The organism is Streptomyces sp. CBMA29 (assembly GCF_014596445.1).
Taxonomy (GTDB): domain Bacteria; phylum Actinomycetota; class Actinomycetes; order Streptomycetales; family Streptomycetaceae; genus Actinacidiphila.
Window position 1 is genome coordinate 35,461 of sequence record NZ_MECL01000048.1, and the last position, 26,211, is coordinate 61,671.

The window sequence follows — 26,211 nt, forward strand, 5'->3', positions numbered from 1 at the left end:
CGTACCCCTGAAAGCAGGGCTTATCTGACGGGCCGTCACATCTTGGCGGATGGTGGCACGGCGAGCCGTAAAGGGGAAGGGCGAGCGGGCGTTACCCGCGCGGGGCGAGGGCGGGCCAGGCGATCGTGACCTCGCCCTGGCGCCACCGGGCGGGGCCGTCCACGACCGGCCAGCCGTCCGCGCGCAGCGAGGTGACGGCGCGGATCCAGCGCTGGCGCGCGCCGAGGGCGGACAGCGGGGCGGCCGAGGCCCAGGCGCGGTCGAAGGCGGTGAGGAAGGCGTGCACGGGTTCGCCGGGCACATTGCGGTGGATCAACGCCTTGGGGAGGCGTTCGGCCAGGTCGGAGGGGCGGGCGAGCGAGCCGAGGCGGGTGGCGAAGGTGACGGTGCGGGGGCCTTCGGGGCCGAGCGCCACCCATACGTGGCGGCGGCCGATCTCGTCGCAGGTGCCTTCGACCAGGAGGCCGCCGGGGGCGAGCCGTCCGCGCAGCCGGGTCCACACGGCGGCGACCTCGCTTTCGTCGTACTGGCGCAGGACGTTCGCCGCCCTGATCAGGACGGGGCGGCTTCCGCCGGGGAGGGGGACCTCGAAGCCGCCGTGCACGAAGCTCAGGCTGTCGCGCTCGTAGGGTTTTGCTGCCGCCACGCGGGACGGGTCGATCTCGACGCCGACGATTTGGACGTCCGCTCTTATGGCTTGGAGCCGGCCCAGCAGTTCTACCGCTGTCCACGGGGCGGCGCCGTAGCCCAGGTCCACGGCTACCGGGTTTTCGGCTCGCCGCAGTTCCGCTTCCAGCGCGGTGGCGATCCACCGGTCCATCCGGCGCAGCCGGTTGGGCCCGGTGGTTCCTCTGGTCACCACCCCCACGATGCCGCGCATTCCTCGATTTTAGTCTTTCCCGCCCGCCCACCCGTGCGGGTGCTTTTTCCGTCTGCGGGTGCCGCTTGTGCCTGGTCGGTCCCGGTCCGGGGTACCTCCTCGAAATCCGTAACACCTGGCCCTGGGTATCCGGCACCCTTCCTGTCAACGTATTTCTGCGGGGGCACCCCGCCCCGTCCCCTCCTCGCCCGTCGGCGTCCGCCTGTCCGTTGTGGCTGAGGGGGTGGGGGTTCCTTCCGGCGAACCGCCCTCCGCCCCCGCCCCCCCCCGGGCCACAGCCGACCGCCCCCCTCCCCGGCCCCAAGCACAACCGACCTCCGCCACCCCCGCCCCCATGACCGGGCGACGGCCCGACGGGCTCCCCCCGCACCCCCCCAGTGGACGGTCGGTCGGGCATGGCCCGGCCCCCCCGTCTCTGCCCTCCGCCCAGCCCCCACGGGCGGGCGACCACCGCCAGCCTCAACCCCACCCCTCTCGGCCCCCCGCCGGACCCGGCTCCCGCCCACCCCCCTCCCTCCGCCCCCATGAGCGGGCGACGGCCGCCGGGCCCGGTCCCCGCCCACCCCCCTTCCTCCGCTCCCACGAGCGGATGACCGCCGCCGGGTCCGGCTCCCACCCACCCCCCTCCCGCCCGCCCCCACCGGGCAGGCGGACGCCGACGTACCCGAGCCCACCCACCCCGCCTCCCCGCCCACCCCCACCGGACAGGCACCCGCCGCCGTACCCGAGCCCTCCCCCCCTCCCGGCCACCCCCACCGGACAGGCGGACGCCGATGGACCCGGAGGGGACGGGGCGGGGTGCCCCCGCAGAAATACGTTGACAAGAAGGGTGCCGGATGCGCGGGGCCAGGTGTTACGGATTTCGAGGAGGTACCCCGGGCCGGGACCGACCAGGCACAAGCGGCACCCGCAGACGGAAAAAGCACCCGCACGGGTGGGCGGGCGGGCAAAAGAAACCAAGACACCAGCCAACCGCCAAGGTCACGCTTCGGCAACAAGGAAATGGAACCGCCAGTTCCGGCGTTCCCCATGGTTGACCGCGGGGGTACGGCCTTCGGAAGGAACGTATGGTGACCCAGCAGACGCCGTCCCGGCTCGCCGCGCTGCGCGGCGCGCAGAAGCACAAGCACGCGCTGGGGATGAGGGGCCGCCGGGCCGGAGGCCGCCGCGTACGCCGAGTCGCCATGCTGAGCGTGCACACGTCACCGCTGCACCAGCCGGGCACCGGCGACGCGGGCGGCATGAACGTCTACATCGTGGAGTTGGCCAAGCGCCTCGCCGACCTGAACGTGGAGGTCGAGATCTTCACGCGGGCCACTACGGGGGCGCTGCCCCCGGCCGTAGAGCTGGCCCCCGGCGTGCTGGTGCGGCACGTGGACGCGGGCCCGTACGAGGGCCTGGCCAAGGAGGAGTTGCCCGCGCAGCTCTGCGCGTTCACGCACGGGGTGATGCAGGCGTGGGCGGGCCACCGCCCGGGTTACTACGACCTGGTGCACTCGCACTACTGGCTCTCGGGCCACGTCGGCTGGCTGGCGGCGCAGCGCTGGGGCGTGCCGCTGGTGCACGCCATGCACACCATGGCCAAGGTCAAGAACGCGGCGCTGGCCGAGGACGACTGTCCCGAACCCGCCGCGCGGGTGATCGGCGAGACGCAGGTCGTCGCGGCGGCCGACCGCCTGATCGCCAACACCGCCGAGGAAGCGGACGAGTTGGCGCGGCACTACGAGGCGACCGCCTCGAAGGTCGCGGTCGTGCACCCCGGCGTGAATCTGGACCGTTTCCGCCCGGAGCCGGGCCGCGCGGCGGCCCGCCGGCGCCTCGGGCTGCCGCAGGACGCGGTGATCCCGCTCTTCGCGGGCCGGATACAGCCGCTGAAGGCCCCCGACGTGCTGATCCGCGCCGTCGCGGTGCTGCTGGACGAGGACCCGACGCTGCGCGACCGCCTCCTCGTGCCGGTCGTCGGCGGCCCCAGCGGCAGCGGCCTGGCCAAGCCGGAGGCGCTGCACAAGCTGGCCGCGCGGCTCGGCGTGTCCGACGTCGTACGGTTCCAGCCGCCGGTGGACCAGGAGCGGCTCGCGGACTGGTACCGGGCGGCGACCGTTCTGGTCATGCCGTCGTACAACGAGTCCTTCGGGCTGGTCGCCATCGAGGCGCAGGCGTGCGGTACGCCGGTGATCGCGGCGGCCGTCGGCGGGCTGCCGGTCGCGGTGGCGGACGACCGCACCGGCTTCCTGGTACCGGGGCACGACCCCCGGGACTACGCGCGGGTGCTGCGCCGCTTCGTCGACAACCCGGCGCTCGGCGACTCGCTGGGCGCGGCGGCGGCCCGGCACGCGCGGGAGTTCGGCTGGGGGAAGGCCGCGGCCGACACCACCGAGGTGTACGCGGCTGCGCAGGCCGACCACCGCCGTCACCTACGATCGGCGCATGGCTGAGGAGACCCCGGTGGACGCTGCGGACGCCACCGACGACACGCCGCGGGCGCGAGCCGTCCGCGCGCTCGAACAGGCCCTGTGCGAAGCCGACTTGCCGTGGGAGTCGCCGCGCCCGGACACGTATGTCACCCAACTCCCGGGCACCCGCAAGCTCTCCACCACCTGCTCCTTCCTGGTCGGCGCCCACACCCTGTCGCTGAACGCCTTCGTCGTCCGCCACCCCGACGAGAACCAGGAAGCCTTCTACCGCTGGCTGCTGGAGCGCAACCTCCGTCTGTACGGGGTGAGTTACGCCATCGACCGGCTCGGTGACGTCTACCTCAACGGCCGCCTCCCGCTGGCCGCCGTCACGCCGGAAGAGGTCGACCGGCTGCTCGGCGCGGTCGTGGAGAACGCGGACGGCTCCTTCAACACGCTGCTGGAGCTGGGGTTCGCCACCTCCATCCGCAAGGAGTACGCGTGGCGGGTGTCGCGCGGCGAGTCCACCAGGAATCTGGACGCGTTCACTCACCTGACCGAAGGTCAGTCCTAAGAATCACCGTACGGCCGAAGCATGGCGATGAGCCGCAGGAAGCTGCTGACCGCGAGCGTCCAGGTCACCTCGGCGCCCGGCCGCCGCGGGGAGCCGGGGTCTGGGCCGAGGTCTGGGCCGGGGCCGGGGCTTCGACCCCGGCCGTCACAGGGGCGCTGGGGAGAACCGGGGCGGCCGGGCGGCCGCGCAGCAGCAGGTAGTAACCGGCGCCCGCGAGCGTGCCGAGGACGGCGCAGCCCAGCCAGACGGTGTTACGGCCGAGCTGGTCGAGGGTGACGCCGCCGGCCAGGGGACCGGCGAAGGCGGCGGCGGACCAGGACAGGGTGTACATGCCCTGGTAGCGGCCACGGGCGGTGGCCGGGGCGAGGTCGGCGACCACGGACATCGAGGCAGGGGCGTGCACGATCTCGCCGAGGGTCCATACGACGACGGTCAGCGAGTAGAGGGCGACCGAGCCCGCGAGGACGGTCAGGCCGAAGCCCCAGGCCATCAGCAGTGAACCGACGCCCAGCAGCGCCGCGTTGCCGTACCGCCGTACCAGCCGGGTGACGGGGATCTGGAGCAGCACGATCACCAGGCCGTTGATGGCGATGACGACACCGAACTGGCGGGCGGACAGGCCGTGCGCGCCCATGTCGACGGCGAGCGTGGAGTTGGCCTGGTTCATCACCGAGCCGAGCAGGAAGGTCAGACCGACCAGAGCCATGAAGCGCTGGTCGCGCAGGACGTCGGACAGGCGGATGTCGGCGGACCCTACGTCGGCGGCCTCGCCGGGCCGTGCCTTCGCCTTCCCCGTCACGCGCGTCACCTTCGCCGTCACCGGCAGCGTCTCCTGCGCCTTCACGTACACGACCACCGCGCACAGCACGGTCGTCAGCGCGTCGCCGACGAACAGCCACACGTACCCCTCGGAGGCGATGAAGCCCGCGGCGGCGGCCGAGACGCCGAAGCCGATGTTGATCGCCCAGTAGTTGAGGGAGAAGGCGCGCACCCGGTCCTTCGGGGGTACGAGGTCGGCGATCATCGCGGAGAGCGCGGGCCGGGAGGCGCTGCTGGTCAGGCCGACGAGGGTGGCGACGGCGGCGATGGCCAGCGGGTTGGTGACGAAGCCGAGCACCGCGGTGGTGGCGGCGGCGCCGAGCTGGGTGGCGAGCAGCGTGGGGCGGCGGCCGATCCGGTCGGCCAGGACCCCGCCGAGCACCGCGCCTGCGGCGCCGCCGAGCCCGAACAGGGCCGCGACCAGGCCCGCGTACGAGGCGGAGTAGCCGCGCTGCACGGTGAGATAGAGGGCGAGGAACGTCACGACGAAGCCGCCGAGGCGGTTCACCAGGGTGCTGGTCCACAGCCACCAGAACTGGCGGGGAAGACCGCTCACCGTCTCCCGTACCGCCCGACTGAACGCCGTCACCGCGCCCCCTTTGTGTAATGACCTCTACCGGCTTGAGAATATTACAGAGGGCGGTCGGGTGACGCCAGGGGATTTCTATTAGGCTCGGGACCATGGCTGCTGCTCCGTACCAACTGATCCTGCTCCGTCACGGCGAGAGCGAGTGGAACGCGAAGAACCTGTTCACCGGCTGGGTGGACGTCAATCTCAACGACAAGGGTGAGAAGGAGGCGGTCCGGGGCGGCGAGCTGCTCAAGGACGCCGGTCTCCTCCCCGACGTGGTGCACACCTCCCTCCAGAAGCGCGCGATCCGCACCGCGCAGCTCTCCCTGGAGGCCGCCGACCGCCACTGGGTGCCCGTCCACCGCTCCTGGCGGCTCAACGAGCGGCACTACGGCGCGCTCCAGGGCAAGGACAAGGCGCAGACCCTCGCCGAATTCGGCGAGGAGCAGTTCATGCTGTGGCGCCGCTCGTACGACACCCCGCCGCCGCCCCTGGAGGACGGCGCCGAGTTCTCGCAGAGCGGCGACGCGCGGTACGCGGACATCCCGCCGGAGCTGCGTCCGCGCACCGAGTGCCTCAAGGACGTCGTCCTGCGCATGCTCCCGTACTGGTACGACGGCATCGTCCCCGACCTGCTCGCGGGCCGCACCGTCCTGGTCGCCGCGCACGGCAACTCCCTGCGCGCCCTGGTCAAGCACCTCGACGGCGTCTCCGACGCCGACATCGCCGGCCTCAACATCCCCACCGGCATTCCCCTGTCCTACCAGCTCGACGCCTCCTTCCGCCCCCTCAACCCGGGCGGCACCTACCTCGACCCCGACGCCGCCGCAGCCGCCATCGAGGCGGTCAAGAACCAGGGCAAGAAGTAACGGTCCTGCTCGCGCACACAAAGCCCCCCGCCCACGTGACCTCCGTGGGCGGGGGGCTTTGCGGCGCCCGGGGGCCGGGGGCGCCTGGTCGGGGGGTGGGGGCGGTCAGGGGTGGGGGCGTCGGCGGCGGAAGGTGAGGAAGGCGGCGGCGCCGAGGGTGAGGGCGGCGGCTGAGGCCGCGGTGATCAGGGCGACCGGCGCGGAGCCGGTGGAGGCGAGGTTGCCGGTGGCCGGGGCGGTGCCGCTCGCGGTCGGAGCGCTCGTGGGGCTCGGGGAGCCCGTACCGCCGCCCGTGCCCGCGCCCGTGCCCGCGCGGGGACTCGATGTCGGGGAGGCGCTGCCGCTGGGACCGCCGGTGACCGTCACCGTGATCGCGGCCGTGTCGTTCGACGGCACCGGATCGGCGGGCGGGCTGGCGACGTTCAGCTTGTAGGAGACCTTGCCGGGCCGGACGACCCGCTGGTCCACGTGGAAGGTGAAGTCGAGGGCGGTCGAGGTGCCGGGCGCCGACGTGTCGTCGTGGATCCAGCACTCGAAGCGGACGGCGTCCCTGTCCTCCGGATACCGGGTGCCGTGGGCGTCGATGCCCTCGCAGTCGTGCGGGAAGTACACCGGGTGCGTCCCCTTGGGCACCTCGACGTACACCACGGCGAAGATCCAGCCGGAGACCGTGGCGGGTCCGTTGTTGGTGAGGGTGACCCGCGCCTTGACGTTCGCGCCGACCGGGCCCGACACATGGGCGCCGGTGACCTGGAAGTCGGCCGTGGTGGCGACGTGCACCGCGATCGAGGAGCTGACCGAGAAGTGGTCGGGCACCGGCGCCCTGCCGGGACCGGGGGAGACCAGCGACGTGGTCTCGATGGTGATCCGCTCGTTGGACGCGGTGTCCAGGGCGTGGACGCGCAACGGCGGCAGGGCGGTGGCGCTCGCCCCCGCCGCCAGCTTCTCCGTATACGTACAGGTCGCGTGGTCCTCGCCCTCGCGCGTCGTGGCGTACGTACACGCCGGGTCCTTCACCAGCTTCAGGCCGGGGCTCGCGACGAGGTCGAGCCGGAAACCGTCGGCGGCATCGAGCCCGCGGTTGTGCGCGGTGAGCGGTACGGAGAAGGTGTCGCCGGGCTTTACGCCGGTGGGGTTCTGCCCCTGGGCGAGGACGTCGGACGAGGTGCCGACCTTCACCTCGGTACTGGCCGGGGTCGCCGCGACCCCGCCCCACGTACCGGTGTACGTGATGACGTGCGCCGGGCCGCCCTGGAGACCGCCCTGCGCGAAGAGGTTGAACCGGACGGTGTCGCTGCCGTCCGCCTTGTCGTGCGGCACCGTGCACACCGCGATGTTCGGCCGCTCGCTCTTCTGCGCGCACGGCGGATTGAGGAAGGTGACGTCCGCGACGCCGGTCAGGTCGCCGAAGTCGACGGTGATCGTCCGCGGGCCCGTGGGGTGGCCGGGGCGGTCCTTGCCGAAGCCGATGGCGACCTTGGTGACACCGTCGGGACCCGCCGCCACCTTGGGCGGCAACGTCACCGACGCGGTGGCGGAAATGGCCGGCGGGTCGGCCGCGACGGCCGGAGCGGCGGCGCTGACGGCACCCGCGAGGAGGAGAGGGAGCGCGGCGGCGAGCGCCGCGAAGCGCCATCTGTGACTGACGATCTCCATGAGCAAGTACGCCTCTCCCCATCGGAGTTGACCACCGGTCCGATCCGGGACCGCACGGTTGTGGGGAGGTAGACACGTGATGAAGCGCAAGGGTTGTAGAGGTGTCCCGCAGACGCAGGACGCGTACGTCTCCCGCGTCAGGACATGACGACGGCCCGCGTCCGTCAGGAAGCGCGGGCCGTCGTCCGTGTGAACGGTTGGTGCGACGGGACAGTACGGATCAGACGAGTCGGGACGGATGGGGCGTCAGCCGGTGCAGCCTCCGCACTGGCAGGCGCCACCGGACTGGCAGCCGCAGCCGCACCCCGAGCCGCAGCCGCACGCGGCGACCAGCGGCAGCGGGGTCCGCAGCGGCTGCGGGGCGTGGTCGGAAGACGGCTGGTCGCGTACGGGAGTTGGCGTGACGGGGGATTCCTGCATCAGTACACCCTCCTCAGGCTTGCCTACCACCAGTGAACTCCGCGCCGGCCGCACCCTTCAATAGCGCACCCCCGGCGCACGAGCGCACTCCGGCCTCCCCCGAATGCCTTACGCGCCCTACGCGCGGCGGCCGATCCGCGCGTCGCGAAAGACCTCCGTGCCGCCACCGACCCGCGACGCACCGCCCAAGCCCCCCGCCCCCGCCGGACGGCGTTACGCGCCCTCCACCGCCGACGGCGTCTGCGGCGTCATCTCGTCCGCGTGCTCACCGGTGACCAGGTAGACGACGCGCTTGGCGACCGACACGGCGTGGTCGGCGAAGCGCTCGTAGTAGCGGCCGACCAGCGTCACGTCCACGGCCGTCTCGATGCCGTGCTTCCAGCGGTCGTCCAGCAGGTGCTGGAAGAGCGTGCGGTGCAGCTCGTCCATGCGGTCGTCGTCCGCTTCGAGCTGGAGCGCGTCGTCCACGTCCTTGCTGATGATGACCTCGCCGGCCTTGGCGACCAGGCGCTGCGCGAGCTGGCCCATCTCCAGGATGGTGGCGTGCAGGTCGCGCGGCACGGCCGACTCGGGGAAGCGCAGGCGGGCCAGCTTGGCCACGTGGCGGGCGAGGTCGCCGGACCGCTCCAGGTCCGCGCTCATCCGCAGCGACGTGACCACGATCCGCAGGTCGGTGGCGACCGGCTGCTGCCGGGCCAGCAGGGTGATCGCCCGGTTCTCCAGCTCCCGCTGGATCTCGTCGACCTTCTCGTCGGCGGCGATGACGCTCTCCGCGACCTTCAGGTCCGCGTCGAGCAGCGCGGTGGTGGCGCGGCCGATCGCGGAGCCGACGAGCCGGGCCATCTCGACCAGACCGTCACCGATCGAGTCCAGCTCCTCGTGATATGCGTCCCGCATCGCTTTCCTTCCGTCCGAACAGAGGTTTCTCCTCCACGCTGCCACGCTGATGGGCGTACGCGTACCGACCGCACACCCTGAGTGAACCACTCCCCACGTGAAGGTGAACTCTTGGCAACGAGCATCCGAGAGGTAGCTTCCGGGGTTGTGAATCGCTTGCGCGACCCACCTAACCTGGGGCTATGGACGTGAACGCGGCAGTCGCCGCAGCCAGTGCGATAGCCGGTCTGCTGACCGGCGTGATCGCCGTGCTCGCGTTCCGCTGGAGCGAGCGGGAACAGGCCCGCCCCACCCGTACGGCCATGCGGCCCGACAATGTGACCGGCGCGCTGCCGCCGGGTGTGGACACCGTCCTTTCGGTCCTGCGGTCCTCCGCCGTCGTCCTGGACGAGGGCGACACGGTGGTCAAGGCCAGCTCGGCGGCGTACGCCCTCGGGCTGGTACGCGGCGGCCGGCTGGCCGTCGACCAGATGCTCCAGATGGCCCGCGAGACCCGGCGGGACGGCGAGATACGGCAGGTGGAACTGGACCTGCCGCGCCGCGGTGTGAGCCGCGGCGAAGGTCTCGCGGTCTCGGCCCGGGTCGCCCCGCTGGGCTCCCGGCTGGTGCTGCTGCTGGTCGAGGACCTCACCGAGGCCCGGCGGATCGAGGCGGTCCGCCGTGACTTCGTGGCGAATGTCAGCCACGAACTGAAGACCCCCGTGGGGGCGCTCTCCCTGCTGTCGGAGGCCGTCATGGACGCCTCGGACGACCCCGAGGCGGTCATCCGCTTCGCGGGCCGGATGCAGATCGAGGCCACCCGGCTGACCAGCCTGGTCCAGGAGATCATCGACCTCTCCCGGGTCCAGGACGACGACCTGCTCGACGACGCCGAGCCGGTGGCCGTGGACGACCTCGTCGCCGAGGCCGTCGACCGCTGCCGTCACCAGGCCAACACCAAACAGATCACCATGGCTACCGGAACCACCCCTGACCTGCACATATGGGGAAACCGGGGCCAGCTCGCCGCCGCCCTCGGCAATCTCGTCGAGAACGCCGTCAACTACAGTCCGGCCCGTACGCGGGTCGGCATAGCGGGGCGCAGGATCAACGCACCCGGCGGGGACCTCATTGAGATCTCCGTCACCGACCAGGGCATCGGCCTTTCCGAGAAGGACCGCGACCGGGTCTTCGAGCGCTTCTACCGGGTCGACCCGGCGCGCTCGCGGGCCACCGGCGGCACCGGGCTCGGGCTGTCCATCGTCAAACACGTGGCCGCCTCGCACGGCGGGGAGGTCACCGTGTGGAGCGCCGAGGGTCAGGGCTCCACCTTCACACTGCGGCTTCCCGAAGCCGGGATCGCCCGCGACCGCTCACTGCCGCCCGGCACCGATCCCGTGGCCGAGGCGGACGCGGACCCCGATTCCGACTCCGATCCCGACGACTCCGACTCCGACCGCGACTCCGATCTCGATTCCGACCAGGAGTCGCTGGACGAGCCGTCGGACGAACAGCTCTTCCGCTCTCTCCCCGAACACATCCCCGCCCCGGAGGTCCTTCCGTGACACGCGTACTCGTCGTCGAGGACGAAGAGTCCTTCAGCGACGCGCTGTCGTACATGCTCCGCAAGGAGGGCTTCGAGGTCGCCATCTCGGCGACCGGGCCCGACGCGCTGGACGAGTTCGAGCGCAATGGCGCCGACCTGGTGCTGCTCGACCTCATGCTGCCGGGCCTGCCCGGCACCGAGGTCTGCCGCCAGCTCCGGCTGAAGTCCAATGTCCCGGTCATCATGGTGACCGCCAAGGACAGTGAGATCGACAAGGTCGTCGGCCTGGAGATAGGCGCGGACGACTATGTGACCAAGCCGTTCTCCTCGCGGGAGCTGGTCGCCCGGATCCGCGCGGTGCTCCGCCGCCGCGGCGAGCCCGAGGAGATCTCCCCGGCCGCCCTGGAGGCCGGTCCGGTCCGGATGGACGTCGACCGGCACGTGGTCACCGTCTCCGGCGGCAAGGTCGACCTCCCGCTCAAGGAGTTCGACCTGCTGGAGATGCTGCTGCGCAACGCGGGCCGCGTCCTGACCCGTATGCAGCTCATCGACCGGGTCTGGGGCGCCGACTACGTCGGTGACACCAAGACCCTCGACGTGCACGTCAAGCGGCTGCGCGCCAAGATCGAGCCCGACCCGGGCGCGCCGCGCTATCTGGTGACGGTCCGCGGCCTGGGCTACAAATTCGAGCCGTAAACCGACTCGTATACGTGAACAGGCCCGGTGGCACGCTCGCCACCGGGCCGTTTCAGGTTGTCCGAAAACCGACCTCAGGAGGTCGGGGTGGCGGTGCCCGTCGGGGTCGCGGTGTCTGTCGGCGTGGCGGAGCCGGTGGGGGTGGCGGAGCCCGTGGGCGTGGCCGAGCCGGTCGGCGTGGTGGTCGGCGTCGGGGCCTGGGTGGTCGGCAGCGAGCTGGGACCGAACCGCTTGTAGTCGCCGGTGGCCGGGATCACGTTGAGCTGGATCGCGACGGGCCCGGCGGAGCTGAACTCGAACACCGCGTTCTGCACGTCGCCGTCGCGCAGCGCCTCGGTGCTGCTGTCCACGACGGCGGACGGGTTGCCCTTGCCGCCGAGGAGCACGCTGCCGTGGCCGGGGACGCTGACGGTCTGGCCGCCGTCCTTGTCCGCGAGCGTGACCCTGGTCGAGCCGAGCTGGACGGACTGGAGGGTCTGGGCGTCGTCGCCGTTGTTGAACAGGCGGGCGGAGACCGTCGCGGGTCCGTCGCCGGAGCTCTGGGTGAGCACCACGGCGTTCTGCACCTTGATCACGCCGTGGGTCACGGAGTCGTTGTCCGATTGGACCTTCAGGGTCTGCGCGTCGTTCCCGGCCGCGCAGGCGGCGAGCGGGGCGAGCGAGAGCGCGAAAACGGCGGCGAGGGCGCCGCGACGGAAGCTGCGGACCACGGCGGCGGCATCTCCTAGATCAGGTTCGGAAGATCTTCCAGCGGCCTTAGATTACCGAGCCGTTGAGGCGCCCGCGCACCGGGTGGCCGCTGGGAGCCCGGCGCACCCGCCCGGTTCACCCGCCCGGTTCACTCGCGCGGTTCACCCGCCCGGTGGCGGGCCGGGTGCGCGTACCCATTGCATTCCGCATTCCCCCGACGTGATTACCCGGTGCCGTTCATGATCGACGCGGCCGGTTTTCCGCGAGTGTTCCGCCGTTGTTCCACGACTGTGCAAAATTGGATCATCTGCGGGCAGGTTCCCGAACGGAGTAGCGATGACCCACTCGTCCGGGAGCGACAAATAGGGACGTACTGCCCGTTGTTCAGCGGCGGAGGGGCCCGTAACGGCAGCGTTTCAGCCTCCCCGTATACCTGCTCCCACCTGCGGATACCTCGCACGGGAGGCATGCTCCAGCACGTCCCGGGGGCCGTTGTCAAGCCCTGAGATATGCTCTGACCTGCGAAAACGCCATTCAGATGAGGGCGTTCCCGTGTTACCCTGGATAGCCACGGAAGGGGTACCTGTCACATGACGTTCAAGGTTGGCGACACCGTGGTCTATCCCCATCACGGGGCCGCGCTGATCGAGGCAATCGAAATTCGCCAGATCAAAGGCGTGGACAAGACCTACTTGGTGCTCAAGGTCGCCCAGGGCGACTTGACGGTACGTGTGCCCGCGGACAATGCGGAGTTCGTCGGCGTACGCGACGTGGTCGGTCAGGAGGGTCTGGACCGGGTCTTCGAGGTGCTGCGCGCGCCGTACACCGAGGAGCCCACCAACTGGTCCCGGCGATACAAGGCAAATCTGGAGAAGCTCGCTTCCGGCGATGTCATCAAGGTCGCAGAAGTGGTCCGCGACCTGTGGCGTCGTGAGCGCGAGCGCGGCCTGTCGGCCGGCGAGAAGCGCATGCTCGCCAAGGCCCGGCAGATCCTGGTCAGCGAACTCGCTCTGGCGGAGAACACCAACGAGGACAAGGCCGAGGCGCTGCTCGACGAGGTTCTCGCGTCCTAAGATCCTCGCGCGCGCCCACCACGTGCCATCGAGGTTCTCGTTTCTCGTCTCAATCGGCGTGGCCACGCCGACCGTGACGTACGGCGACGCACTGCCCCCGGAAACACCACCCGAGGGAATTACCGCAGCACCCGGTCGGGCATGACGACCGGGTGCTGCGGCATGCTTGTGCCCGCGTACGGAGACGTACGCGACCGCTCACCAGGCGGTACCGGGCGTGGCACAACCCCGCGGACTTCACGGAAGGGGTCCGCGGTGAGCGCCTGCCCGGCACTGTCCCCCATATCGCCTGGGGGTACTCCCAGGCGATACCCACCTCATACAAGGACACAAACCTGCGTACCGCAGCAGTCATTCCCGCCGCCGGCCGTGGACTTCGGCTCGGCCCCGGCGCGCCCAAGGCCCTGCGCACCCTCGGCGGGGTGCCCATCCTGGTGCACGCCGTCCGCGCGATGGCCCGCGCCCGCGCCGTCGACGTGATCGTGGTCGTCGCCCCGCCCGAGGGCGTCCCCGAGGTCAGGGCGCTGCTCGACGCCCACGGCCTGCCCGAGTCCACCGACATACGGGTCGTCCCCGGCGGTGACGTACGGCAGGAGTCGGTACGGCTCGGCCTCGCCGCGCTCCCCGACGACGTGGACGTCGTCCTCGTGCACGACGCGGCCCGCCCGCTGGTCCCGGTGGAGACCGTGGACGGCGTGGTCGAGGCGGTACGCGGCGGCGCTCCCGCCGTTGTCCCCGCGCTGCCGCTGGCCGACACCGTCAAGAGCATCGACGCGGCCACCCACCTGGTCACCGGCACTCCGGAGCGCGCGCTGCTGCGCGCCGTCCAGACCCCGCAGGGCTTCGACCGCGGCACGCTCGCCAAGGCGCACGCCACCGTGACCCGCGATGTCACCGACGACGCGAGCATGGTCGAACAGCTCGGCGTGCCGGTGCTGGTCGTGCCGGGCCACGAAGAGGCGTTCAAGGTGACCCGCCCGCTGGACCTCGTACTCGCCGAGGCCGTACTCGCCCGCAGGAGGGCCACCGATGGCTACTGACGGCACCCCGAGCGGCGGCGGCACCCCGAGCGTCGGCGCGCTGCCGCCCGGTGACGTACCGCCGACCGGCTACGTGCTTCCCCAGGTCGGCATCGGCACCGACATCCACGCCTTCGAGGAAGGCCGCGAGCTGTGGTGCGCCGGGCTCCTGTGGGAGGGGGAGGGGCCGGGGCTCGCCGGGCACTCCGACGCCGACGTGGTCGCCCACGCGGCCTGCAACGCCCTGTTCTCCGCCGCCGGGCTCGGTGACCTCGGCGCCCACTTCGGCACCGACCGGCCCGAGTGGGCGGGCGCGTCCGGAACCGCCCTGCTCACCGAGGCCGCCCGGATCGTGCGCGACGCGGGCTTCGTCATCGGCAACGTGGCGGTCCAGGTCGTCGGCAAGCGCCCCAAGATCGGCCGCCGCCGTGAGGAGGCCCAGAAGGTCCTGACCTCGGCGGTCGGCGCCCCCGTCTCGGTGAGCGCCGCCACCAGCGACGGTCTGGGCTTCCCCGGCCGTGGTGACGGCCTCGCGGCCGTCGCGACGGCACTGGTGGTCCTCGCTCACCCGCACGAGTGAGCGAGGAAATCCCGCGGGCGGGTGAGGGAATTCCCGGCCCGTCCGGCACGTTGCGTAGCCGGAAGATCACCGCTCCGGATCACCGCTCCGGCATGTGAAAGGACCCGCTCATGGCCGCTCTCTCGGACTCCGCCCGCGCCCTGATCGACGACAAGAATTTCGCGACCATCGCCACCCTCCAGCCGGACGGCCAGGCCCAGTTGTCCGTCGTGTGGGTGACGCGTGACGGTGACGACGTGCTCGTCTCCACCAAGGAGGGCCGTCGCAAGCACCTCAATCTGCTCAAGGACCCCCGCACCACCGTGCTGGTGACCCCGGTCGACAACCCGTACACGTACCTGGAGATCCGGGGCACGGCCACCCTCACCCGTGAGGGCGGCGACGATCTGATCAACGCGCTGAGCCGGAAGTACACCGGCGAGGCGTACGGCAACGACGAGCCGGGGGACGTGCGTGTCGTCGTACGGGTGAGCGCGGATCGGATCGTCGAGCACGGCTGAGCCGGGCGGGGCCGGGTCGCGGGGGCCGCCGTACAGCCGATTGTCACCGTTGTGTGTGGCCTGTGTCAGACCGCACAAGGCACCCGCTCCGGGCCACTACCCTTGTGGGGTGACTATTCGCCTGTACGACACCAACGCGCGCCAGGTCCGCGACTTCGTCCCGCTCACGCCGGGCCGCGTCTCGATCTACCTGTGTGGCGCCACCGTGCAGGCGGCCCCGCACATCGGCCACATCAGGTCCGGGCTCAACTTCGACATCCTCCAGCGGTGGTTCCGCTACCGCGGCTACGACGTGACGTTCATCCGCAATGTGACGGACATCGACGACAAGATCATCGCCAAGGAGGCCGACCAGGGCCGCCCCTGGTGGTCGATCGGGTACGAGAACGAGCGCGCCTTCACCGCGGGCTACGACGCGCTGGGCTGCCAGCCGCCCACGTACGAGCCGCGCGCCACCGGCCACGTACCGGAGATGATCGAGATGATGCGCGGCCTCATCGAGCGCGGGCACGCGTACGCCTCGGAGGGGAACGTGTACTTCGACGTGCGCTCGTTCCCCGAGTACCTGGAGCTGTCCAACCAGGAGCTGGACAATCTGCGGCAGCCCGAGGGCGAGGGCGAGACCGGCAAGCGGGACCAGCGGGACTTCGCGATGTGGAAGTCGGCCAAGCCCGGCGAGCCGTCGTGGGAGACCCCGTGGGGCCGCGGCCGTCCCGGCTGGCACCTGGAGTGCTCGGCGATGGCCCACAAGTACCTGGGCAGCGTCTTCGACATCCACGGCGGCGGGATCGACCTGATCTTCCCGCACCACGACAACGAGATCGCGCAGGCCAAGGCGTACGGCGACGAGTTCGCCCGCTACTGGGTGCACAACGCCTGGGTGACGATCGCCGGTGAGAAGATGGCCAAGTCGCTCGGCAATTCGGTGCTGGTCTCGGAGATGGTGCAGCGCTGGCGGCCGATCGTGCTGCGCTACTACCTGGGCACCCCGCACTACCGGTCGATGATCGAGTACAGCGAGGAGGCGCTGCGCGAGGCCGAGTCGGCGTTCGCGCGGATCGAGGGCTTCGTGCAGCGGGTCATCGAAAAGGCCGGGCCGGTCGAACCCGCCGCCGAGGTGCCGCCCGCCTTCGCCGAGGCGATGGACGACGACCTGGGCGTGCCGCAGGCGCTCGCCGTGATCCACACCACCGTCCGGCAGGGCAACAGCGCGCTGACGGCGGACGACAAGGAGACCGCGGTCGCGCGGCTCGCCGAGGTCCGTGCGATGCTCGGAGTGCTGGGCCTCGACCCGCTCGACGCGCACTGGACGGGCGCCGACCGCGGCGACGACCTGCACGGCGTCGTGGACTCCCTGGTCCGGCTGGTCCTCGAACAGCGGCAGTCGGCCCGCGCCCGCAAGGACTACGCGACCGCCGACGCGATCCGCGACCAGCTCGTACAGGCGGGTCTGGAGATCGAGGACACACCGACGGGTTCGCGCTGGACGCTGCGCGGCTGACCGATCCCGCGGCCGGCCGCCTCCGCGGCCCCGGCCGACGAGCCCCGACCCGCCGAACCGCCGACCCGACCCGTATATCCGTACGCCGGACCCACGTCCGGCGAGCATGACCGAAGCGAAGTGAGAGTGCCCCATGGCCGGGAACAGCCAGCGCAGGAACCGCCGTACATCCAACAAAAAGGGCGCCACGGTCGGCAGCGGCGGGCAGCGGCGCAGGGGCCTTGAGGGCAAGGGCCCGACGCCGCCCGCGGAGGCGCGCAAGGGCCACAAGAAGAACCGCGTCGCCAACGCCGCGGCCAAGCGGGCCGTCTCCTCGCAGTCCCGGCGCCCGTCGGGCCGCGGCTCCAAGTCGACCTCCGAGCTGGTCGTCGGCCGTAATCCGGTGGTGGAGGCGCTGCGCGCCGACATCCCGGCCACGGCTGTGTACGTCCAGCAGTTCATCGAGAACGACGACCGGGTACGGGAGGCGCTGCGGCTGGCCACCGACCGGGGCGTACCGCTGCTCGAAGCCCCGCGCCCCGAGCTCGACCGGCTCACCGCGGGCCTGAACCACCAGGGCCTGGTGCTCCAGATCCCGCCGTACGAGTACGCGCACCCGGACGATCTGGCCGCCGCCGCGCACGACGCTGGCGAGGACCCGCTGATCGTCGCGCTCGACGGTGTCACCGACCCCCGTAACCTCGGTGCCGTCGTCCGCTCGGTGGCGGCCTTCGGCGGGCACGGCGTCGTCGTGCCCGAGCGGCGCGCGGCCGGGATGACGGCCGGTGCGTGGAAGACGTCCGCGGGTACGGCGGCGCGGGTGTCGGTGGCGCGCGCCACCAACCTCACCCGCACCCTGGAGTCGTACCAGAAGGCCGGGCTCACCGTCGTCGGCCTGGCCGCGGACGGCGACCTCGAACTGCACGAGGTGGACGCCCTGTCGGGGCCCGTCGTCATCGTCGCGGGCAGCGAGGGCAAGGGCCTGTCGCGGCTCGTCAGCGAGACGTGCGACCTGTTGGTGCGGATTCCGATGCCGGGCGGCGCGGCGGAGTCGCTGAACGCCGGTGTGGCGGCGGGTGTGGTGCTGTACGAGGCGTCGCGGCGCAGGGCCTGAGACGTTGTCGTGGCCCAGGGCCTGAGCCGTGTCGTGGGACAGGTTCTGAGCCGTGTCGTGGTGCGGGGTCTGAAAAGCCTGCGTGGCGCAGGCTCTGAGCGGCCTTGGCGACGGGGTCTGAGGCGTTCTCGGACGCGTCTTCGAATCGTCATCGCCGGGGCGCTGACCGGGCGTTGACGGGTCTCGGACATCGTGGGGGCGCGAAGGCAGTGTCCTAAACGTCCGTCACTCGGTTAGATGAGTGTGGACACCAGAACACCCCGCACTCCTACGGGGGGAGGGTTGCCCGGCTTCGACGAGCCCGCTCCGTTGAGCATGGCCAGGGTGCCGAGCGATCCCGCCCAGGTCATCGTCAATCACGCGAGCTTCCGGGTGCAGCTCGGCGCGACCCCGGGCCGTGCCCTCAGCCTCGACGACACCGCGCAGATCCCCGTCGTGACGCAAGCGCAGCCCGGCGCGGCCGGGCGGCGGAAGTTGTCGCCGGTGGTGTGGTCGGGCCGCTCCACCCCGGGCGACCCGGCGGCCGGGGAACTGCTCCAGGCGGTCCGCCGCGCGGGCGTGGCCGGCGGTGCGAACTCCTCCGGCGCGGCCACCCAGGTGCTGCCGCGGATCGACGACACCACGGCGGCGCCTCCCGTGCCGACCGTCGTGGGCCAGCGGGGCGCGCAGTCGCCGACCGGCCTGCTCAGCGGCGTACGCCCGGCGACCGGCGCGTACGACGAGGGCGGGGACGGCGGTACCGACGAGCAGCGGGTGGGCTATGTCGGCGACTCCTCGTCCTTCGACGGCACCGGCTCTGACGGCACCGAGCGCAGGCCGCGTACCCGCAACGGCGAACCGGCCAAGCACGCCTGGTACCCCGACCGCCGGATGAACCTCGGCATCGTGCTGCTCCCGCTCCGGATCTTCCTCGGCTTCGTGTCGATCTACGCGGGCATGGGCAAGCTCTGCGACCCCGTCTACTTCGACGGCGGCAAGCGCGGCTCGATGGTCACCTGGCTCAACTCCCTGCACCCGTGGGCCCTCGCGGAGCCGCTGCGCGACGCCGCGCTCAACCACCCGGTGGGCGCGGGCCTGAGCATCGCCTTCCTCCAGGTGGTCGTCGGCGTCCTGACCGTCTGCGGCCTGTGGCAGCGCGTCGCGGCCTTCTTCGGCGCGGGGCTGTCGATCGCGCTGCTGGTGACGGTGAGCTGGCGGACCGTCCCGGTGTACGACGCCCCGGACTTCATCTACCTCGCCGCGTGGAGCCCGCTGATCATCGCGGGCGCGCCGATCTACTCCATCGACGGTCACCTCGCCGGTGACGCCTGGCGGCGGCTCGGCCCGCGCGTCACGGTGTGGGACCTGCGCCGCCGCGTGCTGCGCCGCGGCACGGTGCTCGCCACCGTGATCGCCGGTCTGACGCTGCTGATCGGCTCGGTGCTCGGCGCCGCCGTCCGCTCGTCCAGCACGCACGACGACAGGCCACAGCGGCCGACGGTCATCCCGACCAACAACCTGCCGGGCGCACCGCTGCCGGAGGTCTCGGGCGACGGCGACGGTTCGCAGGGCGGCGCGTCGCCGAAGCCGTCGGCGTCGGCGAAGTCCAAGAAGAAGGGCGAGGACAAGAAGAAGGCCAAGGGGCAGCCGACGTCCAAGGCGCCGTCGTCCACGTCGTCCACGTCCTCCACCTCCACCGGCGGTGGCCGCTCCACGGGCTCCAGCCCCACCAGCGGCTCGACGTCCACCTCCAGCGGCGGTTCCTCCGGCGGGACTTCGCAGGCCCCGCCGCCCGCCCCGCCCTCCCAGCCGGAGGCTCCCGCCCCGTCCGCCCCGGCCCCCAAGCCCACGCAGGGCGCCATCGGCGGGCTCCTCGGCCTCCACGTCCTCGGAGACCCCTCCTCCCCGTCCCCCACCCGCACCTCCTGACCCCCCACCCCCAGGACCCCACCCCCAGGACCGCGCCCCCGTCGCAGAGGGCGCGGTCCTCGCCCCGCGGTGACCCCCCCGGCCCACCCGGCCCCCCGGCCCGCACGAAGCCGTTGGCTGGTTGCCGTCAGTTCACTTCGGTTTCCGCGGCCATGTGTGCTGAATCCGTGCTCGGACATCAGCCCACATGCGGCCCTGCGGCTTCAGGAATAGGGCAGCAGCGTCGCAGTGTCCAGGTCGAAGTCGAACGGCTCCGGGATGCGAAGGCTTTCACCGAAGTCGGCGTCCTCGCGGCGGTGATACTTCCAGCCGTCGGGACGGCTGAAGAGTGTGACCGTCTTCAGCCTGGCATCGACCACGAGGTACAGCGGGATTCCCATCATCGGGTAGTCCCGGACCTTGCCCACCCAGTCGTTCTCAGGGTTCGAAGGCGAGACCAGCTCGACGGTGATGGCTGCGCTCTCCGCGGGGACCTGGTTGTCCGTGGTCTCCAGGACATCAGCTGGCAGATAGGTGAGATCGGGGTTGCGGCTCTTGCCCACGCTGGGAGAGACGAGGTCGGTGTTCTCGCTCGGCAGCAGATCTCCAGGGCAGTTTGCGTCGAACTGGCGCCGTACCACCAGGAGATTGCGCTGGTGAATGCCGGAGGGACCGACCATCATCACGATGATGTCGCCGGAGATCTCGGCCTTGAACCCGTCCGGCAGACTCCTGCGGGCCTCATCAAGGAGTGCGAAGTGCTGCGGGTCCATGCTGCTGTGCCTCCCAAGAGCGGGCCGACCGGTCTCCAAGACTAGCCGGACCTCACACCCGAGAGCCCGCACCGCTCACGGACGCCTTCCGACACTCTCCCCGCCCACCTGCGCGCCCGCATACACCCACGCAAAACCCCCGCTCAGATCCTGCCTGAGCCGGGTTTCACAGAGACGCCCCTGCCGGATTCGAACCGACGACCTTCGCTTTACAAGCGCGACGAGGATCATGATCCCGAGTAGCCGACGGTGCCGCGTGGTGCTGTCCTGGCTGGTCAGCGCCACGCCGTGGGTTGCACCGTCCAGTTCTGGATGGCCTGTCTCAGGGCATCCGCTCACGCGATGCTCACGCAACCGCGGTTCGATTCCGGGGATGAAAGTATGTCCATGTGACAGGTGATGAACTGCTGAGCACGCTGAAGAAGCTCCGGCGTGCCCAGGTGAACGGTGGCCGGGCCCCGCACAAGCCGCTGCTGGTGCTGTGGCTGCTGGGTCGGTTCGCGGCGACCGGCACCACTGTGGTCACGTACGACGAGGCCGAGGAGCCCGTCAGCCGGATGATCAACGACTTCGGGCCGCCGATGGCCAGCGTGTCGCGGGCCAAGTCACGGGCGGCTATGCCGTTCGTCCACCTGGAGCGCGAGCTGTGGGACCTGCGGGACCGGGACGGAAACCCCATCGGCCCGGATGCCCAGGAGAGCGGCAGCGCCCTGCGTGACCGAGGCGTCCACGGCCGATTGCACCCGCACATCGAACGTCTGCTGGCCGACGCGAGCACGCTGGCGGCAGCAGTTCGGCTCTTGCTGGAGCGGCACTTCACGCCTGCTCTGGAGATCCCGATCTGCGACGCCGCCGACCTGGACCTTCAGGCACTTGAGGACCTGGCTCACAACCCATCGGCAAAGAAACGGCCCCGCCGGACCGGATTCGCGGAGGAGGTACTGCGTGCCTACGCGTACGCCTGCGCCTTCTGCGGCTTCGACGGCGCTCTCGGCCGCAACCCCGTCGGGCTGGAGGCCGCGCACATCCGTTGGCGCAGCCAGGACGGCCCCGACGAACTGAACAACGGCCTGGCCCTGTGCTCCCTTCACCACACCCTGTTCGATATAGGCGTCCTTGGCCTCACCCCAAGCCTGTCCATCCAGGTCTCCCAGTCGTACGTGACCCGTAGCGCGGCGGGTCGCACCGTCGACGCCCTCCATGGTCAAAGCATCACCATGTCCCGCCCCGGACGTCCCGCCGTGAATCCAAAGCACATCGTGTGGCACGGCCGTCAGGTCTTCAAACGCCCCGCAGCGCACTCCTCGACTCGCTAGAAAAGCAAAGGCGTCGAAGGCGGCTTCCCAACCGACGGGGCCCTGCTGACCTCGACCTCGTACCGACCGAGGACCTGCGCCAACTGATGGCTCCCCCGATCCACCGAGCGCCGTACGAACTCTCGCTCTCTTGATCACCGGTCTGCGCGACGCCGGTGTTCCGCGGTAACCCAGCTCATCCGCTCATCCCGCTCGCTCTGTCCGTTCGAGATGCTCAGGAGCACACCGTGAACCGCACTGCCAGGAACCTTGGACGAAGCCGGATCGTCATCGAGACCGGCACGCCGTACCCGGACGCCACCACAACTTCGACAAGGTGCAGCCGACACGGTCACCAGGAGCATCGAGGGCCTGGATGGCGGACTGGAGGCCACCACCGGCGCCACCGGCGGCACCACACTTCAGTTGACGACCCTGCACGGTGACATCAGCGTGCAACTGCCGCTGGACGCGGTACAGCCGGTGACGCTGTTCAGTGCCGACGAGTACGGCAGCCCCAAGGCAGGCAGCGCCACCAGCCGCTACGGCTGGCTCGGCCGATACCAACGGGCATACGACAACGCCGACGGCAACATAGTGGTGGGCATGCGGATGTACTCGCCCGTTCAGGGCCGGTTCCTCAGCGCCGACCCCGTCGCAGGGGGCAGTTCTGCCATCTGCACTTCACATCTTGACCGATGCTCACAGAACCCGTGGCGAAGATCGCAGAACCGGAACCTATCAACGAACGGAAAAACGGCATGAGAACCCGGCAATTCGGCTTCATACTTGCATTTTCTGTAACCTTGCTCGCTGCGTATATCGGCTATCGGGCGAACGACGGTCACCCTAGCATTCCGTGGACGGCAGGCGGATGCATCGTCGGCGTCGCAATCGTATGGACCATCCGACGCGTCAGAGGGAGATGAACTGGGCTTACACGGAATTTGTACTGGCCGCCCGGAAGGACATAGGAAGCCAGATCACCCTGTTCCGTGACCACGCCAACGAGCCAGACGACGATTAGTCACATGATCAATAAGGCAGTTCATAGGCCAGTGAACCGCAGTGAACGACAGTCTCCGCGAACGTATTGATTCTGATCGCGGATCGATCAACCCGCTGCAAGCACCAAGGAGGTTTCATGCTCTGGGCGTGGCGAATCGCCGAATCAGAATTGGCCACATCACTTCCTCGGCGATGGGCGCACTCGCAGGGCGTCGCCGGGCAAGCAGACCGACTGGTGAGAGTGACGGGAGACGAATCCAGAGCGCTGGCCGCAGCGGCCGTTCTGCACGATGTGGGCTATGCGCCCCGGCTCGCGGTCACCGGCTTTCATCCGCTGGACGGAGCGCGGTTTTTGCGGGATGAGCATGGGGTTGATGAGCGGGTGACGCGGCTGGTGGCGAATCATTCGTTCGCGTTGTTGGAGGCGGAGGAGCGGGGGCTGCGGGAGGTTCTGGAGGCGGAGTTTCCGCTGCTCGAAGATCAGTTGTTGTTCGAGAGCGACGTCCTCGACGGCTCCCAGTGGGTCCGCCTGCGCAACGAGGGCACCCGCACCACCCTCACCCTCAAGCAGGTCACCGACGCCACGTCCATCCACGGGACGACCGAGATCGAGACCGAGGTCGGCGACCTCGACGCCATGGCCGAGATCCTCACCAACCTCGGCCTGCACGAGGTCCGTTACCAGGAGAACTTCCGCGAGGAATGGCAACTCGGCGACGTCGCCTTCGACTTCGACACCTGGCCCGACCTCCCCACCTTCCTGGAGATCGAAGGCCCCGACGAACCCTCCGTCCGCGACGCCGCAGCCCGCCTCAGCCTCGACTACACCGCCGCCCGCTTCGGCAGCGTCGACACCATCTACAAGACCGAGGCCGGCCGCGACATCCTCGCCGAGCCGACCCTCCTCTTCGCCGACACCAGGAAGAGTGCGGAGCCCGCGACGGCCTCGCAACGTCAGTGATTGCCGGATCCACGCGGCGGGCGGCGACATGAAGGACATCCAGGAGACGTTGGGCCACTCCTCCATCGCGATCAGCGCGGACACCTACACCAGCCTGCTGCCGGAGTTCGACCGCGCCATCGCCGAACGCGCGGCCGGTCTCATCCCACGCGCCGCCCACCCGGACCAGCCGAACAGTGCTCCCGCGTTGGCCGTCGTACCGCAGCCGGATGCGGCATCCGCTCACGCATCGCTCACGCAGAAGGCCCCGGACATGGCGTCCGAGGCCGACGGCGAAGCCGCCAGACGACCAAAACTGCAGGTCATCCGGGGTGAGAAGAAGAGCCTCCTGTCGGATTCGAACCGACGACCTTCGCTTTACAAGTTCCCTCGGGGTGGGGCGGTGACCTGCGGCGATGCGGAGGGCTGGCCCGCTGACCAGCCAAACACCGTTTACTGGTTGCCGTCATTTCGCGTCGGTTTCCGGGCTCATGTGTGCTGAATCCGTGCTGCAAGATCGCCCGCCGGGACGCTCGTCCAGAGCGCGACCTTCCTTGACTCCGTGACCGACAATTGGCTGTACTTGCTCTGGCGGCCGATCGCCTTCCGGGTCACCTGGCGCGGCGAGGCGTGATCCCAGTCCGGGGCCTTCTGTTCCCCGTGGCTCAGAGGCATCGGTGGCGCGACGAAAGTAGGTCAGCTCTCTGCTTGGCTCGCGCCGCCCTCGTTGGTGGTGGTCTTCTGCCACAGGGCGAGGATGGCGGCAGCGTGCAGCGCGAGCGCGGCGTCCTGCTTGGATACCTGCTGCATGAGACCGTGCAGCGCCCTGTTGCGCAGGTTCAGGCTCAACGGGTCCGACAGCAGCAGCGTCAGGTAGGCCCGCTCAGCATCGGGTGTACGCCCCTTGAGTCCGGCGAGCAATTCACCGAGGCCGGCGAAGGTCCCCAGGCCGTTTCGCGCGGCGGCCGGTTCCGTGTAGACGACCAGGCCCAGTTCCATCGACGCTGACCGAAGCGCCGTTTCCAGGCGCGGAACGGCGCACAGGAGCGCCTCTTCGTACCGGCCCGCAGTGAAGTGGCCGAAGGCGCGCACCAGCCCGTCGGAGAGCAACTCGTCGAATATCCCCTCGGTCAGGAAGCCGGCAACTGCTTCTGGTGTCGTCCGGGGGTCGGCCACGATCCGGCCGAGGATCTCGGCTGCGAACACGCCCCAGGACGTGATGCCGCGCGTGTCGTGATCGATAACAGCCTGGGCGAAGCGATCGTCGTCTCCGGAGAGGATCTTGACGGGCAGTCCCTGCACGTTGAGCTTGACGAGCGTGGTCAGATAATAGAACGGAGTTTCGCGCATTGCGACGCGCACCTGCTGGGCGACTGCATCGCGATCGGCCTGGACAGGGCAGTAGCTGCCGAACCTGGTGAGCCATGCGCGCGGATCGTCTCCCACGAGGAACTGGCCAACAAACGCCTCGACGTGCTCGGATGGAATGCTCACCTCGGCGGAAAACTCGACGAGGCCCTGGTCGCCGCGGCTAATCTCCTGCAAGCGCACCAGCAGGCGCTGCGTGTCCTCGCGCAGACCCACGGTGCGCGCCACCGCCAAGGCCTGCTCAATGTGGCGAATCGCGACCAGCGGCGCGGCGGCGTCTTCCGCTGCCTGCTCCCACAACTCCACGATGTCGGCGGCGACGGTCCGGCGCGCCTCGGGATCTGCCGCTGCCAGCTGGAGACGCAACTGCATGACCGCATCGAGGCTGAAGGGATCCGCGCTGAACGCAGTACCCGCAGCGTCGATGAGGCCTGCCAGTTCCACGGGACGTTGCTTAGCTGGCAGCGCGGCCAACCGGGTCAATAGCCGCAGGCACGGTCCCGGCATTGGCTCGGAATTCACCAGGACTTGCTTCGCCGCCGACACGAGCTCCCCGACGGTCTCGACGGCATGCTTCTTCATCCCCGCCTCGGCGGTGATGTCAAGCGCACGGATTAGACAGTCTGCTCGATACACTTCCGCGATACCCGGGTAGGCCCACAGTGCGCGCAGAGCCTGCTGTGCTGCCTGGGCGTAGACGTACGGCTTGGCACCGAACCGTCGCAACCACAGCAGATCCGCGAGCCGTGCGACCACCAGCGGGTACGCGGTAAGAAGATCAAGGGCGTCCGCCCAGGCCGAGAGCGTCTCCTCCGTCGCCTCACCCAGCGGCTCAGGATGGCAGCTTCCACCAATCTCAAACATCGGAGCGTAAATTCGCGAACCCGGATCCTTGAGATGCGGCCGCGGCACTGGGTGGTATTGCAGCGCTCGAACGACGGAGGCGGCGTGCGCCTGCGGTTCGGGTCCGAGTAGCGCGATCATGTGCGCAGCCGTTTCGGACTGGTCCAGACCCTCGTCAAGGGCCTTCTTCAGCGCAGCGATCGTCCCGTCGTGCCACTCGTGCGTAAGCGCCATGTCCATGCCCTTGTCGTCGCCGCCCTTCACAAGGCTGTAACGGATCGTACGCCGCCTCCCGCGGTCACCCGGGCGATTTTCTGTGTAGCCCGCGTGCGTAGGCGTGT

Annotated in this window: 24 protein-coding genes; 16 read left to right on the forward strand and 8 right to left on the reverse strand. The window is 70.2% G+C overall.

Annotated elements, in window-relative coordinates:
- Positions 1 to 91: 91 nt before the first annotated feature.
- Positions 92 to 880 carry a class I SAM-dependent methyltransferase gene (locus tag BGM09_RS07135; RefSeq protein ID WP_188280583.1) on the reverse strand — a complete coding sequence of 263 codons (789 nt, stop codon included), beginning with the start codon at positions 878 to 880 and terminating at the stop codon, positions 92 to 94.
- 1,139 nt (positions 881 to 2,019) lie between these two features.
- Here BGM09_RS07135 and mshA point away from each other — a divergent pair.
- Together mshA and BGM09_RS07145 are read left to right on the forward strand one after the other, a co-directional pair.
- Complete coding sequence (gene mshA / locus BGM09_RS07140; RefSeq protein WP_188280618.1) at positions 2,020 to 3,315, forward strand: D-inositol-3-phosphate glycosyltransferase; 1,296 nt, start codon at positions 2,020 to 2,022, stop codon at positions 3,313 to 3,315.
- Entirely contained in the window at positions 3,308 to 3,847 is a 540-nt protein-coding gene (locus tag BGM09_RS07145) for a YbjN domain-containing protein (RefSeq protein ID WP_188280584.1), read from the forward strand. Before mshA ends, BGM09_RS07145 begins: the two co-directional genes overlap by 8 nt.
- A gap of 64 nt (positions 3,848 to 3,911) precedes the next feature.
- Here BGM09_RS07145 and BGM09_RS07150 read toward each other — a convergent pair whose 3' ends face one another.
- Entirely contained in the window at positions 3,912 to 5,255 is a 1,344-nt protein-coding gene (locus tag BGM09_RS07150) for an MDR family MFS transporter (RefSeq protein ID WP_188280585.1), read from the reverse strand.
- 92 nt (positions 5,256 to 5,347) lie between these two features.
- On the opposite strand from BGM09_RS07150, the gene BGM09_RS07155 reads away from it, so the two are divergent.
- Positions 5,348 to 6,106, forward strand: coding sequence for a phosphoglyceromutase (locus BGM09_RS07155; RefSeq protein ID WP_188280586.1), 759 nt, complete (start codon positions 5,348 to 5,350; stop codon positions 6,104 to 6,106).
- Positions 6,107 to 6,211: 105 nt separating this feature from the next.
- On the opposite strand, the gene BGM09_RS07160 is transcribed toward BGM09_RS07155, so the two are convergent.
- The 3 genes from BGM09_RS07160 to phoU form a co-directional block, all read right to left on the reverse strand.
- Positions 6,212 to 7,762 (reverse strand): DUF11 domain-containing protein, encoded by a 1,551-nt coding sequence (locus BGM09_RS07160; RefSeq protein ID WP_188280587.1) that lies wholly within the window; start codon positions 7,760 to 7,762, stop codon positions 6,212 to 6,214.
- A gap of 246 nt (positions 7,763 to 8,008) precedes the next feature.
- Entirely contained in the window at positions 8,009 to 8,182 is a 174-nt protein-coding gene (locus BGM09_RS07165; protein WP_188280588.1) for a hypothetical protein, read from the reverse strand.
- 213 nt (positions 8,183 to 8,395) lie between these two features.
- A complete protein-coding gene (gene phoU / locus BGM09_RS07170) occupies positions 8,396 to 9,079 on the reverse strand; it encodes a phosphate signaling complex protein PhoU (RefSeq protein ID WP_188280589.1) in 684 nt (227 codons plus the stop codon).
- Positions 9,080 to 9,261: 182 nt separating this feature from the next.
- Here phoU and BGM09_RS07175 point away from each other — a divergent pair, with 182 nt between their 5' ends.
- Together BGM09_RS07175 and BGM09_RS07180 are read left to right on the forward strand one after the other, a co-directional pair.
- Positions 9,262 to 10,623, forward strand: a complete 1,362-nt coding sequence (locus tag BGM09_RS07175) for a sensor histidine kinase (protein ID WP_188280590.1) — start codon at positions 9,262 to 9,264, stop codon at positions 10,621 to 10,623.
- A complete protein-coding gene (locus BGM09_RS07180) occupies positions 10,620 to 11,300 on the forward strand; it encodes a response regulator transcription factor (RefSeq protein WP_093716893.1) in 681 nt (226 codons plus the stop codon). The genes BGM09_RS07175 and BGM09_RS07180 overlap by 4 nt, the downstream gene beginning before the upstream one ends.
- 74 nt (positions 11,301 to 11,374) lie before the next feature.
- Here BGM09_RS07180 and BGM09_RS07185 read toward each other — a convergent pair whose 3' ends face one another.
- Positions 11,375 to 12,010, reverse strand: a complete 636-nt coding sequence (locus BGM09_RS07185) for a DUF461 domain-containing protein (protein WP_188280591.1) — start codon at positions 12,008 to 12,010, stop codon at positions 11,375 to 11,377.
- Positions 12,011 to 12,580: 570 nt separating this feature from the next.
- Here BGM09_RS07185 and BGM09_RS07190 point away from each other — a divergent pair.
- The 7 genes from BGM09_RS07190 (at position 12,581) to BGM09_RS07220 (ending at position 19,664) form a co-directional block, all read left to right on the forward strand.
- Positions 12,581 to 13,063 (forward strand): CarD family transcriptional regulator, encoded by a 483-nt coding sequence (locus tag BGM09_RS07190; RefSeq protein WP_033174074.1) that lies wholly within the window; start codon positions 12,581 to 12,583, stop codon positions 13,061 to 13,063.
- A gap of 308 nt (positions 13,064 to 13,371) precedes the next feature.
- The gene (gene ispD, locus BGM09_RS07195) at positions 13,372 to 14,103 is read left to right on the forward strand and encodes a 2-C-methyl-D-erythritol 4-phosphate cytidylyltransferase (RefSeq protein WP_188280619.1); all 732 of its coding nucleotides are present in this window, start codon (positions 13,372 to 13,374) and stop codon (positions 14,101 to 14,103) included.
- Positions 14,093 to 14,662 (forward strand): 2-C-methyl-D-erythritol 2,4-cyclodiphosphate synthase, encoded by a 570-nt coding sequence (ispF, locus tag BGM09_RS07200; RefSeq protein ID WP_223186448.1) that lies wholly within the window; start codon positions 14,093 to 14,095, stop codon positions 14,660 to 14,662. Before ispD ends, ispF begins: the two co-directional genes overlap by 11 nt.
- Positions 14,663 to 14,772: 110 nt before the next feature.
- Positions 14,773 to 15,162, forward strand: a complete 390-nt coding sequence (locus tag BGM09_RS07205; RefSeq protein ID WP_188280592.1) for a PPOX class F420-dependent oxidoreductase — start codon at positions 14,773 to 14,775, stop codon at positions 15,160 to 15,162.
- A 109-nt stretch (positions 15,163 to 15,271) separates the two neighbouring features.
- Positions 15,272 to 16,663 carry a cysteine--tRNA ligase gene (cysS, locus tag BGM09_RS07210; protein ID WP_188280593.1) on the forward strand — a complete coding sequence of 464 codons (1,392 nt, stop codon included), beginning with the start codon at positions 15,272 to 15,274 and terminating at the stop codon, positions 16,661 to 16,663.
- Between the two features lie 133 nt (positions 16,664 to 16,796).
- Entirely contained in the window at positions 16,797 to 17,756 is a 960-nt protein-coding gene (gene rlmB / locus BGM09_RS07215; protein ID WP_188280594.1) for a 23S rRNA (guanosine(2251)-2'-O)-methyltransferase RlmB, read from the forward strand.
- A gap of 237 nt (positions 17,757 to 17,993) precedes the next feature.
- A complete protein-coding gene (locus tag BGM09_RS07220; RefSeq protein ID WP_188280595.1) occupies positions 17,994 to 19,664 on the forward strand; it encodes a DoxX family protein in 1,671 nt (556 codons plus the stop codon).
- A 203-nt stretch (positions 19,665 to 19,867) separates the two neighbouring features.
- On the opposite strand, the gene BGM09_RS07225 is transcribed toward BGM09_RS07220, so the two are convergent.
- The gene (locus BGM09_RS07225; protein ID WP_188280596.1) at positions 19,868 to 20,416 is read right to left on the reverse strand and encodes a Uma2 family endonuclease; all 549 of its coding nucleotides are present in this window, start codon (positions 20,414 to 20,416) and stop codon (positions 19,868 to 19,870) included.
- Between the two features lie 389 nt (positions 20,417 to 20,805).
- Here BGM09_RS07225 and BGM09_RS07230 point away from each other — a divergent pair, with 389 nt between their 5' ends.
- The 4 genes from BGM09_RS07230 (at position 20,806) to BGM09_RS07245 (ending at position 24,161) form a co-directional block, all read left to right on the forward strand.
- Positions 20,806 to 21,732 carry a phosphorothioated DNA-binding restriction endonuclease gene (locus tag BGM09_RS07230; RefSeq protein ID WP_188280597.1) on the forward strand — a complete coding sequence of 309 codons (927 nt, stop codon included), beginning with the start codon at positions 20,806 to 20,808 and terminating at the stop codon, positions 21,730 to 21,732.
- Between the two features lie 249 nt (positions 21,733 to 21,981).
- The gene (locus tag BGM09_RS07235) at positions 21,982 to 22,476 is read left to right on the forward strand and encodes a hypothetical protein (protein WP_188280598.1); all 495 of its coding nucleotides are present in this window, start codon (positions 21,982 to 21,984) and stop codon (positions 22,474 to 22,476) included.
- A gap of 379 nt (positions 22,477 to 22,855) precedes the next feature.
- On the forward strand, positions 22,856 to 23,680 hold the full coding sequence (locus BGM09_RS07240; protein WP_188280599.1) for an HD domain-containing protein: 825 nt from the start codon (positions 22,856 to 22,858) through the stop codon (positions 23,678 to 23,680).
- 28 nt (positions 23,681 to 23,708) lie between these two features.
- Complete coding sequence (locus tag BGM09_RS07245; RefSeq protein ID WP_188280600.1) at positions 23,709 to 24,161, forward strand: hypothetical protein; 453 nt, start codon at positions 23,709 to 23,711, stop codon at positions 24,159 to 24,161.
- Between the two features lie 194 nt (positions 24,162 to 24,355).
- Here the strand turns inward: BGM09_RS07245 and BGM09_RS38785 are convergent, their stop codons facing one another.
- Positions 24,356 to 26,134, reverse strand: coding sequence for a DUF4209 domain-containing protein (locus BGM09_RS38785; protein WP_188280601.1), 1,779 nt, complete (start codon positions 26,132 to 26,134; stop codon positions 24,356 to 24,358).
- Between the last annotated feature and the right edge of the window lie 77 nt (positions 26,135 to 26,211).